At 68.3% G+C, this 12,363-nt stretch carries 13 protein-coding genes; 11 read left to right on the plus strand and 2 right to left on the minus strand.

What is annotated here, in order from left to right; genetic code table 11:
* Positions 1-1,956, plus strand: coding sequence for an acyl-CoA dehydrogenase family protein (locus ACFYTQ_RS08495; protein ID WP_387358303.1), 1,956 nt, complete (start codon positions 1-3; stop codon positions 1,954-1,956).
* 60 nt (positions 1,957-2,016) lie between these two features.
* Here the strand turns inward: ACFYTQ_RS08495 and ACFYTQ_RS08500 are convergent, their stop codons facing one another.
* Complete coding sequence (locus tag ACFYTQ_RS08500; RefSeq protein WP_387358305.1) at positions 2,017-3,096, minus strand: epoxide hydrolase family protein; 1,080 nt, start codon at positions 3,094-3,096, stop codon at positions 2,017-2,019.
* A gap of 303 nt (positions 3,097-3,399) precedes the next feature.
* On the opposite strand from ACFYTQ_RS08500, the gene ACFYTQ_RS08505 reads away from it, so the two are divergent.
* The 5 genes from ACFYTQ_RS08505 to ACFYTQ_RS08525 all read left to right on the plus strand — a co-directional run bounded on the left by ACFYTQ_RS08505 (position 3,400) and on the right by ACFYTQ_RS08525 (position 8,595).
* Positions 3,400-4,362 (plus strand): alpha/beta fold hydrolase, encoded by a 963-nt coding sequence (locus ACFYTQ_RS08505; RefSeq protein ID WP_387358307.1) that lies wholly within the window; start codon positions 3,400-3,402, stop codon positions 4,360-4,362.
* A 101-nt stretch (positions 4,363-4,463) separates the two neighbouring features.
* Positions 4,464-4,754 carry a hypothetical protein gene (locus tag ACFYTQ_RS08510; RefSeq protein WP_387358309.1) on the plus strand — a complete coding sequence of 97 codons (291 nt, stop codon included), beginning with the start codon at positions 4,464-4,466 and terminating at the stop codon, positions 4,752-4,754.
* A 314-nt stretch (positions 4,755-5,068) separates the two neighbouring features.
* Positions 5,069-5,896 carry a hypothetical protein gene (locus ACFYTQ_RS08515; RefSeq protein ID WP_387358311.1) on the plus strand — a complete coding sequence of 276 codons (828 nt, stop codon included), beginning with the start codon at positions 5,069-5,071 and terminating at the stop codon, positions 5,894-5,896.
* A gap of 15 nt (positions 5,897-5,911) precedes the next feature.
* Positions 5,912-7,846, plus strand: coding sequence for a fumarate reductase/succinate dehydrogenase flavoprotein subunit (locus tag ACFYTQ_RS08520; RefSeq protein WP_387358313.1), 1,935 nt, complete (start codon positions 5,912-5,914; stop codon positions 7,844-7,846).
* Between the two features lie 2 nt (positions 7,847-7,848).
* On the plus strand, positions 7,849-8,595 hold the full coding sequence (locus tag ACFYTQ_RS08525) for a succinate dehydrogenase/fumarate reductase iron-sulfur subunit (RefSeq protein ID WP_387358315.1): 747 nt from the start codon (positions 7,849-7,851) through the stop codon (positions 8,593-8,595).
* Between the two features lie 58 nt (positions 8,596-8,653).
* Here the strand turns inward: ACFYTQ_RS08525 and ACFYTQ_RS08530 are convergent, their stop codons facing one another.
* Positions 8,654-8,851: a hypothetical protein gene (locus ACFYTQ_RS08530; protein ID WP_387358317.1), complete on the minus strand. Its 198-nt coding sequence runs from the start codon at positions 8,849-8,851 to the stop codon at positions 8,654-8,656.
* A gap of 337 nt (positions 8,852-9,188) precedes the next feature.
* Between ACFYTQ_RS08530 and ACFYTQ_RS08535 the strand changes: the two genes are divergently transcribed.
* The 5 genes from ACFYTQ_RS08535 to ACFYTQ_RS08555 all read left to right on the plus strand — a co-directional run bounded on the left by ACFYTQ_RS08535 (position 9,189) and on the right by ACFYTQ_RS08555 (position 12,353).
* Positions 9,189-9,392 (plus strand): hypothetical protein, encoded by a 204-nt coding sequence (locus tag ACFYTQ_RS08535; protein WP_387358319.1) that lies wholly within the window; start codon positions 9,189-9,191, stop codon positions 9,390-9,392.
* Positions 9,389-9,652 (plus strand): hypothetical protein, encoded by a 264-nt coding sequence (locus tag ACFYTQ_RS08540; RefSeq protein ID WP_387358321.1) that lies wholly within the window; start codon positions 9,389-9,391, stop codon positions 9,650-9,652. The genes ACFYTQ_RS08535 and ACFYTQ_RS08540 overlap by 4 nt, the downstream gene beginning before the upstream one ends.
* 133 nt (positions 9,653-9,785) lie before the next feature.
* Complete coding sequence (locus ACFYTQ_RS08545) at positions 9,786-10,568, plus strand: DUF4190 domain-containing protein (RefSeq protein ID WP_387358323.1); 783 nt, start codon at positions 9,786-9,788, stop codon at positions 10,566-10,568.
* Between the two features lie 54 nt (positions 10,569-10,622).
* Positions 10,623-11,375 (plus strand): 3-oxoacyl-ACP reductase FabG, encoded by a 753-nt coding sequence (fabG, locus tag ACFYTQ_RS08550; protein ID WP_387358325.1) that lies wholly within the window; start codon positions 10,623-10,625, stop codon positions 11,373-11,375.
* Positions 11,376-11,465: 90 nt separating this feature from the next.
* Entirely contained in the window at positions 11,466-12,353 is an 888-nt protein-coding gene (locus tag ACFYTQ_RS08555; protein ID WP_387358327.1) for a helix-turn-helix domain-containing protein, read from the plus strand.
* The last annotated feature ends 10 nt before the right edge of the window (positions 12,354-12,363 follow it).

Consider the following 12,363-nt stretch of genomic DNA (forward strand, 5'->3'; position numbering starts at 1 on the left):
ATGGCCACCACCGCGAAAGTCGACGCCACCGAGGAACAGGCCCGCGCGCTGGTCGAGGAATCGCGCGAAACCACATGGGCGAAGCCGTCGTTCGCGAAGGAGATGTTCCTCGGCCGGTTCCGGCTCGATCTGATCCATCCGTTTCCCGAGCCGCCCGCGGCGGATACGGCCCGCACCGAGGCGTATCTGCGGCGGCTGCGGGCCTTCGCCGAGACCATCGACGGCGCGGCCATCGAGCGGACCGCCAAGATTCCCGACGACGTGGTCCGGGGGCTGGCCGAACTCGGCTGCTTCGGGCTGAAGATCCCCGAAGAGTATGGCGGACAAGGGCTTTCACAGGTCGGCTACAACAAGGCGCTGATGGTCGTCGGGTCCGCGCATCCGAGCCTCGGCGTGCTGCTGTCGGCGCATCAGTCCATCGGCGTGCCCGAACCGCTCAAGCTCGCGGGCACCCCCGAGCAGAAGCGGGAGTTCCTGCCGCGCTGCGCGAAAGGGGCGGTGAGCGCGTTCCTGCTCACCGAGCCCGACGTCGGATCAGATCCCGCGCGGATGGCCTCCACCGCCACCCCCACCGAGGACGGGCAGGGCTACGAGCTGAACGGCGTGAAGCTGTGGACCACCAACGGGGTCGTCGCCGAACTGCTCGTGGTGATGGCCCGGGTGCCGCGCGGTGAGGGGCATCGCGGCGGCATCTCCGCGTTCGTGGTCGAGGCCGACTCCCCCGGCATCACCGTCGAGCGGCGCAACGCCTTCATGGGCCTGCGCGGCATCGAGAACGGGGTCACCCGGATGCACAACGTGCGGGTGCCCCGGGCCAATCTGATCGGCCGGGAGGGCGACGGGCTGAAGATCGCGCTCACCACCCTCAACGCGGGACGGCTGGCGATTCCGGCGCTGTGCACGGCCGCGGCCAAGTGGTCGCTCAAGATCGCCCGCGAGTGGTCGGCCACCCGGGTGCAGTGGGGCCGCCCGGTCGGCGAGCACGGCGCGGTGGCCGCGAAGCTGTCCTATATCGCCGCGACCACGTTCGCCCTGGAGGCGGTGCTCGATCTGTCCGCGACCATGTGCGACGAGGCCCGCAACGACATTCGCATCGAGGCCGCGCTGGCCAAACTGTGGGCCTCGGAGATGAGCTGTTCGATCGCCGACGAGCTGGTGCAGATTCGCGGCGGGCGCGGCTACGAGACCGCGGCGTCGCTGGCCGCGCGCGGCGAACGGGCCGTGGGCGCCGAGCAATTGGTGCGCGATCTGCGCATCAACCGGATCTTCGAGGGCTCCAGCGAGATCATGCGCCTGCTCATCGCCCGCGAGATGGCCGACGCGCACATGGCCGCGGCCGGGGCGCTGGTCGAGCGCGACGCCGCGCTGAAGGCGAAGGCCAGGGCGGCCGTCGGGGCGGGCGGCTTCTACGCCAAATGGTTCCCGCAGCTGGCCGTCGGTCCGGGCACGGTGCCCGCGTCGTACGGCGAATTCGGCGCGCTGGCAACGCATCTCAGGTTCGTGGAGCGGATGTCGCGCAAACAGGCCCGCGCGCTCATGTACGCGATGGCCCGCTGGCAGGCGAAACTCGAATACCGCCAGGGCTTTCTGGGCCGGGTCGTGGACATCGGCGCGGAGCTGTTCGCCATGGCGGCGGCCTGCGGGCGCGCCCGGGCGCTGCGGGCGGCGGACAGTCCCGAGGCCGACGCCGCCGAGCGGCTGGCCGACACGTTCTGCGCTCAGTCCCGGCTGCGGGTGCGTCGCCTGTTCGACGCTCTGTGGGACAACACCGACGACGCCGACACCGCCCTCACCCGAGCCGTCCTCGACGGCCGTGTGCGCTGGCTCGAGGACGGGGTGCTCGACCCCAGCGAGGGCACCGGCCCCTGGATCGCCGAATGGCAGTTCGGGCCGTCCACCGAACCGAACCTGCTGACCCCGTTCCTGCCGTCCACGAAAACCACCGCGCACCCCTAGAACTCGCGTCGAAAGGCCGGGGTCGGTGGCGAACTCCGGCCGCCGCGCCCGAGGGTCGGGTCAGCGGCGCTCGGCGAAGAAGGCGCGGACGTCGGCCGCGTAGGCGGTGGGCTGGTCCATGGTGATGAAGTGGTGGCCCGGGGGGTTGGTGGTGGGCCAGTGCACGATGTGGGCGGTGCGTTCGGCCAGGCGGCGGATGCCGGGGGCGCCGCTGTAGACGCCGGTCGGGACGGTGGACGAGCCGGTGGGCCAGCGGAATTCGGTGGTCTCGTAGTAGGGCCAGGACGAGGTGGCGAAGGTGCGGGTGAACCAGTAGACGCTCAGGTTGGTGAGCAGGGCGTCGCGCGCGATGCCGCCGAGTCCGCCGAAGTCGCCGAATTTCTGGAGCATCCAGGCCAGCGCCGCCGCCGGGGAGTCGTCCCAGCCGTACGCGAAAGTCTGTGGGGCCGAGCGCAACAGCGCGTGATGGTCGACGCCGTGCACCCAGTCCGCGGACATCATCGCGTCGTAGGCCGCGCGTTCGGACGGCGAGAGGTCCGGCACATCCCCCGGCGTGGGGAAACCCAGCCCGGCGGTGACGTACAGCCCCGCCACCCGGTCCGGCACGGTCTCGGCCAGCGCGGTGGCGACGTAGGCGCCGAGGTCGCCGCCCTGCACCCCGTAGCGCTCGTAGCCGAGCCGGGCCATGAGCTCGTGCCACATGCGGGCCACCCGCTCGACGGTGCAGCCGGCGCCCGGGGCGGCCGAGAAGCCGAAGCCCGGGACCGAGGGCACGACCACGTGGAAGGTCTCGGCCAGCGGCTCGATCACGTCGGCGAACTCGACGAACGAATTCGGCCAGCCGTGGTCGAGGATCAGCGGCAGCGCGGCGGGGTCTGCGGAGCGGACATGCAGGAAATGGACGTCGAGGCCGTCGATCTCCGTGACGTACTGCGGAAACCGGTTCAGCCGGTCCTGCTGTGCGGCCCAATCGAATTCGGTGGCCCAGTACTCGGCCCACTCGCGCACCTCCGCGACCGGCACGCCGCGGCCGTCGCCGGGCAGGGACCGGGACCAGCGGGTCCGGATGAGGCGGTCGTGCAGGTCGTCGAGGTCGGCGCGGGGGATCTCGATGCGGAAGGGGCGGATCTCGGTGCTCATACGAAGGACGGTAGGAGCGCTCTAGGACCGATTCGGTCCTAGATGATCTCCTCGTTTTATCCACTTCTCTCGCGATGACACTAGATATCGCTATACAAAGACAGAAGGGCGTGCCTTGCCATTTCTAAGTCCATCTACACTAATAGATAGAAACAACTAGATTTCTGTCGAGCACCGACCCGACCGCGCGGTCTATCCCCGGCACCGGTTCGGCAACGTGTGCATAACAGCAGGTTCGACGGGTTAACGAGACGGCAACTCCCATCGACATCCGGGCAAGAGCGGACTCTCCAGGAGCACGTCATGTCCCCCATCGCCCTTCGCACCGTCGCCCCCGACGGCCGCCGCGTCGTCGTCACCGCCGACGACGGCACCCCGATCGTCGCGCGCGACTTCGGTTCCCCCGACGCGCCGCTGACCGTGGTGTTCGTGCACGGCCACTGCCTGCGCACCGAATCCTGGTCGCTGCTGCGCGACGAGTTGCTGGGGCACTGGGGCGCCGACACCCGGATGGTCTTCTACGACCATCGCGGGCACGGCGAATCCGGCGCCGCGGATCCGGCGACCTACACCATCGACCAGCTCGGCCACGATCTGGACGCCGTGCTGCGGACCGTCGTCCCCACGGGACCCGTTGTGCTGGTGGGACATTCGATGGGCGCGATGGTCGTGCTGGCCTTCGCCCGGCTGTTCCCCGAGGCCATCGGCACACGGATCGCGGGCATCGGGCTGCTCGCCGGGGCCGCGGGCGGGCTCACCGCGCTCGGCCCGGCCCGCTTCCTGAACCGGCACACGGTCGGCTCGCTGCGCCTGGCCGTGCGGCGCGCGCCGCGGATGATGCTGGCCTCCAAGCGCCTCGGCGGCCGCATCCTCGAACCCATGATGCGGGAGGCGGCCTGCGGCGCCCGCCGGGCCGGACCGCGCCTGACCGCCGTGGCGACCGCCGTCCTCAACGACACCCCGCTGCTGACCATGGCGTCGTTCCTGGACTCGCTGATGCGCTTCGACGAGACCCCTACGCTGCGCCTGCTGAGCGATCTGCCCGCCCTCGTACTGGCCGGATCGGCCGACGTGATGATCCCGTTCGCGCATTCGGTGGTGCTCGCCTCGCAGCTGGCGGGCGCGGAGCTGGTCCGCCTCGACGGCGCTGGTCACAGCGTCATCGGCGAGCGGACCGCGGAGGTCGCCGCGGCCGTCTCGGCGCTCGTGGAGCGGGCGCTGGGCAGCGTCACCGGACCGACCACAGCGTTGGCCGCCGCGGGTTGAGGGTTTTTCACAGCCTTTTGCTACGGCCGAATCCGCGATCTTCGCGTACTGTGTTAAAGATCACCTTGTGTGGTCGATCACACGGTTCGAGGAGGATTTCCATGACCCGTAGCGAGATTGCCGAACTGCGCTTCGCGGTGGGCCAGCTCCGGCACTGCATCGGCGCGCTGCGCTCCCACTACGGAGACGCCAACACCGTCCGCCGCCTGGAGAACGACCTCGAGCGGCTCGCCATCGATGCCGAGGACTTCGAGCAGTCGCCGCCGCCGGAGGTCGCCGACCGGCGCGCCCAGGACGTCATCTACGTCCCCGACGCCAAGTCGGACGAGGCCGCGTGGATGGGCGCCCAGGACGAGGGCCTCGGCTTCCACTCCCGCCCGCGCACCAAGTAGGGAGGCCCGCCCGCATCGGGCGGCGTTGCTGACAAGTGGCGGGACAATCGGGCCGGAACCGGCCCCGATTGTCCCCACTGTCCGAAATGCCTTGTAGTACAGCACAATTCGTGCGTGTTGCTTACGGTTCACTACCTCGGACCGCGCGCCCGCAAGATCAGAAAATGTGGCGCAAATCATATGACTCGAGGCGGGTCGATATTTCCGGGACCCGTCACACGTCATAGCCCGGTTGTCGTATGGTGCTCGGCATCACATTCGATGCCGGAGGTAACGATGACGTTCCACGGGGTAGATCAGCGAGGCATCCTGCAGTGAGCGCACCCACACGCGCCCCCGAACCGGGCACGGGAGTATTCAGCAAAGGCCGAGCGGCCATCTCGCCGCGAACACTGCGCACCGATCGCTGGTGGATCCCACCGCTGGTCACCGTGCTGGGCCTGGCGGCATTCATCGTCTACGCCACCATCAGAGCCTTTGTGCGCACGGCGTATTGGGACGACCGGTACCACTACCTGACACCCTTCTACTCGCCGTGCGTGAGCACCTCGTGCGCCGACGGCTCGAGCCACTTCGGCCACTGGGTGGGCGCGCTGCCGATGTGGATCCCGTTGGGATTCCTGGTGTTGCCGTTCCTGCTGCTGTTCCGGTTGACCTGCTACTACTACCGCAAGGCCTACTACCGCGCGGTCTGGTTCTCGCCCCCGGCCTGCGCGGTCGCCGAACCGCACGCGAAATACACCGGGGAGACCCGGCTTCCGCTGATCATCCAGAACGCGCACCGCTACTTCTTCTACGTCGCGGTCGTGGTGTCGGTGGTCAACACCTACGACGCGATCAAGGCGTTCCACGGCGAGGACGGCGGATTCGGTTTCGGCCTGGGCAATCTCGTGCTCTGGGTGAACGTCATCCTGCTGTGGGCCTACACGCTGTCGTGCCACTCGTGCCGCCACATCGCGGGCGGGCGGCTCAAGCACTTCTCCGCGCATCCGGTCCGCTACTGGTTCTGGACCCAGGTCTCCAAGCTCAACACCCGGCACATGCTGCTGGCCTGGACGACCCTGGGCACGCTGGTGCTCACCGACTTCTACGTCATGTTGGTCGCCAGCCACACCATCTCGGATCTGCGATTCGTCAACTAAGGAGTATTCGGTTCCATGCCTGAAGTCGAGCGGCACAAGTACGACGTCGTCGTGATCGGGGCCGGTGGCGCCGGATTGCGCGCGGTGATCGAGGCCCGCGAGCACGGTCTGTCGGTCGCGGTGGTGTGCAAGTCGCTGTTCGGCAAGGCGCACACCGTGATGGCCGAGGGCGGCTGCGCGGCGTCCATGGGCAATGCCAACGAGAAGGACAACTGGCAGACCCATTTCAAGGACACCATGCGGGGCGGCAAGTTCCTCAACAACTGGCGCATGGCCGAACTGCACGCCCAGGAGGCGCCGGATCGGGTGTGGGAGCTGGAAACCTATGGGGCGCTGTTCGATCGGACCCCGGACGGCCGGATCAGCCAGCGCAACTTCGGCGGCCACACCTATCCGCGCCTCGCGCACGTCGGCGACCGCACCGGCCTCGAGATCATCCGGACCATGCAGCAGAAGATCGTCTCGCTGCAACAGGAGGACTTCGCGGCGACCGGCGACTACGAGTCGCGCATCAAGGTTTTCGCCGAGTGCACGATCACCGATCTGCTGAAGACCGACGGCAGGATCGCCGGGGCGTTCGGATATTGGCGGGAGTCGGGCCGTTTCATCCTGTTCGAGACCCCCGCGGTGGTGCTCGCGACGGGCGGGGTCGGCAAGTCCTACAAGGTCACCTCGAACTCCTGGGAGTACACCGGCGACGGGCACGCGCTGGCGCTGCGGGCCGGGGCGACGCTGATCAACATGGAGTTCCTGCAGTTCCATCCGACCGGCATGGTCTGGCCGCCCAGCGTCAAGGGCATCCTCGTGACGGAGGGCGTGCGCGGCGACGGCGGCGTGCTGAAGAACAGCGACGGCAAGCGGTTCATGTTCGACTACATCCCCGCGGTCTTCAAGGGTCAGTACGCCGAGACCGAGGAGGAGGCCGATCAGTGGTTGCGCGACAACGATTCCGCGCGCCGCACCCCCGACCTGCTCCCCCGCGACGAGGTGGCCCGCGCGATCAACGAGGAGGTCAAGGCGGGTCGCGGCACGCCGCACGGCGGGGTGTACCTCGACATCGCCTCGCGGCTGCCCGCGGCGGAGATCCTGCGCCGCCTGCCGTCGATGCAGCATCAGTTCAAGGAACTGGCCGATGTCGACATCACCAAGGAGCCGATGGAGGTCGGCCCGACCTGTCACTACGTGATGGGCGGCATCGAGGTCGATCCCGATACCGGCGCGGCGACCGTGCCCGGATTGTTCGCCGCCGGTGAGTGTTCCGGCGGTATGCACGGCTCGAACCGGCTGGGCGGCAACTCGCTGTCGGATCTGCTGGTGTTCGGCCGCCGCGCGGGCCTGGGCGCGGCCTCCTACGTCGAGGAACTGGGCGACGGGCGGCCCGCCATCGCCGACGACGATATCGCCGACGCCGCGAAAACCGCACTGGCGCCGTTCGATCCGCCCGCCGAGGGCACGGGGGAGAATCCGTACACGCTGCACACCGATCTGCAGCAGGCGATGAACGATCTGGTCGGCATCATCCGCAAGGAACACGAACTGAAGCAGGCCATCGAGCGGCTGGCCGAACTGCGCGAGCGGTTCGACCACGTGACCGTCGAGGGGCATCGGCAGTTCAATCCGGGCTGGCATCTGGCCCTGGACCTGCGGAACATGTTGCTGGTCAGCGAGTGTGTCGCGCAGGCGGCGCTGCTGCGCACCGAGAGCCGCGGCGGACACACCCGCGACGACCACCCGCAGATGGATCCGCAGTGGCGCAACAAGTTGCTGGTGTGCCGAATGGATCCGGACGGGGTGGGCCAGACCGTGCCCGCCGTGACCGTCACGCCGCAGGATCAGGTGCCCATGCGCGCCGACCTGCTCGCCCTGTTCGAACTGGGCGAGCTCGAAAAGTATTACTCCTCGGCAGAACTCGCCGGACATCCGGCCGCTGCCGCGAAAGGGGATGCGTAGCAATGGGTTACGACGCCCGATTCCGGGTCTGGCGCGGCGACGACGAGGGCGGCGCGTTGCAGGACTACACCGTCGAGGTGAACGAGGGCGAGGTCGTCCTCGACATCATCCACCGGTTGCAGGCCACCCAGGCCCCGGACCTGGCCGTGCGCTGGAACTGCAAGGCCGGTAAGTGCGGTTCGTGTTCGGCGGAGGTGAACGGCCGGCCGCGGCTGCTGTGCATGACGCGGATGTCGACCTTCACTCAGGACGAAATCGTCACTGTGACACCGATGCGCACGTTCCCGGTCGTGCGGGATCTGGTGACCGATGTGTCGTTCAACTACGAGAAGGCCCGGGAGATCCCGTCTTTCACGCCGCCCGCGGATCTGAAGCCCGGCGACTACCGGATGAAGCAGCAGGATGTGGAGCGCTCCCAGGAGTTCCGCAAATGCATCGAATGCTTCCTGTGCCAGAACACCTGTCACGTGGTGCGCGATCACGAGGACAACAAGAACGCCTTCGCCGGGCCGCGCTACCTCATGCGCGTGGCCGAACTCGAGATGCATCCGCTCGATGTCGCCGACCGCCGCGAGATGGCCCAGGAGGAGTTCGGTCTCGGCTACTGCAACATCACCAAATGCTGCACCGAGGTCTGCCCCGAGCACATCAAGATCACCGACAACGCGTTGATCCCGATGAAGGAGCGCGTGGTCGATCGCCGCTACGATCCCATCGTCTGGCTGGGCAACAAGTTGTTCCGGCGCTGACGCGCCGATCCGGAAACAATTGAGCGGCAGGGGTTCTCACCCCTGCCGCTCGATTTCGTCAGAGCATCGACACCACACCGACCGCGACCACCGCGACCAGCATCCCGAACAGCAGCGACGACAGAACGGCTCCGGTCAGTACATATACACCTGCCGCAGATACCGCGAACAGCAAACCTACGATCAGTCGTTCGACCCAATCACCGGGTAGCAGCTTGCGGTCCCGGGGAGAGGTGTTTCTCAACCCACGGTCCACGAACAATGGAGTACCCGTCCGTTACGTCCGCAAACATCGCTTCGTTGCGAAACAGCCGTCGAGTCGTAATCTCCGTGCGCACAGCGGGTTTCGGACATTCCTCGCCGAACCGACCGCTGCTGAGAATTTGCCGCAAATCCTCCCGGATCTGCCGAAAATCCACCCACCGGCGGGTCGGCTGAGGGATGCTAGGAGTGTGCCCGGAGCAGTAAGACGCTCGGTCCCTTCGCACTCCTGAACCCTCCGGGCGCGTTCAGGATCCGTCGCAGGAACGAGGAGTCATGGCAGTACTGCGCTTTGCCCCAACCGGTTTCGGCTCGCGGACGGAGGTGGCGGCATGCAGCTGACCAACCTGCACGCACCCGTGGCCGCGCTGCTGCGCTGCGGCGCCGATCCGGGCGTCATGACCGTCGAACAGGCCCATGCCGCAATGCAACTGCATCTGGAGTGCGCGGTCGACACCTGCAAGGTGCGCCGCCGCGCCCGCGCGGTCCTGGTGGAGGAAGGCCGCTGCGTCCTCGACGAACGGGCGCTGCCGTGACCGCGCCGCGCGCGGGACGGCACGCCGCCCGGCAGCGGCACGCGGGCGGACGACACGCCCGCACCCACGGCCGCGGCCCGCGCCCGCTCTATCCGACCCGCCCCGGCCCCGCCCGCCACGCCGCGCGGCCCGCGGTTCGCCAGCCGCGTTCGCGCACCGCGCTGAATCGATACGATCGCTTTCTGATCTGGAGTGCCGGATGGTTGCTACATCTGCGGATCGTGCTGCTCGGTGAAAATCCGGTGAGTTGGGACCGGTAGCTCCCGCCGACAAGATCGAATAACCCGCTCCGGAACGAAGGGGTTGCGGGCATCGCTGGGCCCCTTATCCTCTTCGTTATCGGGGCGGGTACGTTCGTCGAGGTTCCTGCACGAGTGATGTGAGAGGAACCGCATGGCCAGAAAGCAGTCTTCGGAGATCGAACGCTGGCCGGAGGTCGACGAGGAGCGGTGGCCGGTGGTGGAACCCGACGAGGATCGCTGGGAAGCGGCGCGCAATCGCCGCCGGGCGGCCGAACCCGAGGAGGAGCGCTGGGAGGACGAGCGCTGGGAGCCCCCGGGCCGGCGGCGCACCGGACGACTCCGGGTCGAGGTGCCGCCCATCGTCAATCCCTACGCGATCGTGGCCCTGGTGGCAGCCCTGGTGGGGCTGTTCCCCGTGGCCATCGTGTTCGGGCTCATCTCCTTCAGCCATCCGCGCGGGCGGGCGATGGCCCTGTTCGCGTTGATGATCGGCGTCGCGGAGGTGATGCTGCTCGCGGGCGTGATCGTACTGTCCGGTTTCACGCTGCCGCGCCCCGAACTGCGCGGCGCATCGACCACGGTGGCGACCACGGTCGTGACGGTCGCGAGCCAGCCCCCCACCACCACCGCCGCGCCCCCGAGTTTCGCCGCCCCCGCGCCCACCTCCTCCGCCACGCTGACCCCGACCGTGGTGACCAAGGGCGAGACCTGCGCCGAGACCCAGGCCGCGCTGATCGGCACCGCCGCGGACGGCGGCACCCTGCTGTGCCTGCGCGGCGGGAGCGGTTATCGCTGGAGCGGCCCCTACGCGGTGTCCACCGCGGTGAATTCCGTTGGCGCCAAATGCGTTCCGAGCACGGACAAGACCGCCCGCACCGCGGACGGCCGGGCGCTGGTGTGCGAGCGCAACGTCTGGACGCTGTGGGTCGAGTAGGCGATTAGGCTCGGTACGTTCCGACGTACCTACCCATCGCAGAGAGGCGAACCCATGGTGGACAGAGTCGCAGTCGTATCCGGAGCGGCCCGCGGGATCGGGGCGGCCGTCGCACGGCGGCTCGCCGCCGACGGCCTGCGGGTGGGCGTGCTCGATCTGGACGCCGCGGCCTGCGCCGACACCGTCGAGGCGATCACCGCCGCGGGCGGGACGGCCCTCGCGCTGGGCGCCGACGTCGCCGACGAGGAGTCGGTGGCCGCCGCGGTGCGGCGGCTCGAGGAGGAGCTGGGCGGGCCGACCGTGGTCGTCAACAACGCCGGGATCCTGCGCGACAACCTGCTGTTCAAGATGAGCGTCGACGACTGGGACGCGGTCATGAACGTCCATCTGCGCGGCGCGTTCCTGCTCACCCGGGCGGCGCAGAAGTACATGGTCGAGGCGAAATGGGGGCGCATCGTCAACATGTCGAGCACCTCGGCGCTGGGCAATCGCGGTCAGGTGAACTACTCCGCGGCCAAGGCCGGGATGCAGGGCTTCACCAAGACCCTCGCGCTGGAACTGGGCAAGTTCGGGGTGACCGCCAACGCGATCGCGCCCGGTTTCATCGTCACCGACATGACCGCCGCGACCGCCGAGCGGGTCGGCGTGTCGTTCGAGGAGTTCCAGAAGGCCGCCGCCACACAGATTCCCGTGCAGCGCGTGGGACGGCCCGAGGACATCGCGCACACGGCGTCGTTCCTCGTCAGCGAAGGGGCGGGTTTCGTCTCCGGCCAGGTCATCTATGTCGCGGGCGGGCCGCGGGATTGACGGCGGGTTAGGATTGGTACGGCGCGATGAGTTTACGAACGTGAGCACAGCGCGCCAGGGATGATCTTCCGAACATCGGAGTAGGGCCTCATGATCCCAGAACCGATCCGCACCGAACTGGTCGAGTCGCGCATCGCCGACCGCGGACCGACGGCCCTGCGCATCGCCATCGGCGGGCAGCTGCGCAAGATGCGCCAGGAGCGCGGCATCACGCGCGAGGCGGCGGGCGATCACATCCGCGGTTCGCACGTCAAGATCAGCCGACTCGAGTTGGGCCGCACCGGTTTCAAGAAGCGCGACGTCGAGGATCTGCTGACGTTGTACGGGGTCACCGATCCCGAGCAGCGGGCGCTGTTCATGAAGCTGGTGCGCAAGGCGAATCAGCCGGGCTGGTGGCATCAGTACTCCGATCTGCTGCCGCCCTGGTTCGAGACCTACCTCGGCCTGGAGAGCGCCGCGAAGACCATCAGAACCTTCGAGGGCCAACTGATTCCGGGCCTGTTGCAGACCGAGGACTACGCCCGCGCGGTGGTCTCGCTCAGCATGGACAACGCGGCCGCCACCCGGCGGGTCGAGCTCCGGCGCAAACGCCAGGAGGTGCTCGACCTGCCCGGGGCGCCGTCGCTGTGGGCGGTGCTCGACGAGGCGGTGCTGCGCCGCCCGATCGGCGGCCGGGAGGTTCTGCGCGAACAGCTGCGGCATCTGGCGAAGATGTCCGAGCGGCGCAACATCATCCTGCAGGTGCTCCCCTACCACGCGGGAGCCCATGCGGCGGCGGGCAGTTCGTTCACCATGCTCCGCTTCGCCGAACCCGAGGTGCCCGACGTGGTGTACCTGGAACAGCTGACCAGTGCGCTGTATCTGGACCGTCGGCCCGACCTCGAGCTCTACCGCGTCGTCATGGAACGGCTCGTGGTCCAGGCCGAGACGCCGGAACGCTCGCGGCAGCTGTTGCTCGAGGCCGCCGACCAGCTCTGAGCGCACGGCG

Source organism: Nocardia sp. NPDC004068 (assembly GCF_042874315.1).
Classification (GTDB): domain Bacteria; phylum Actinomycetota; class Actinomycetes; order Mycobacteriales; family Mycobacteriaceae; genus Nocardia.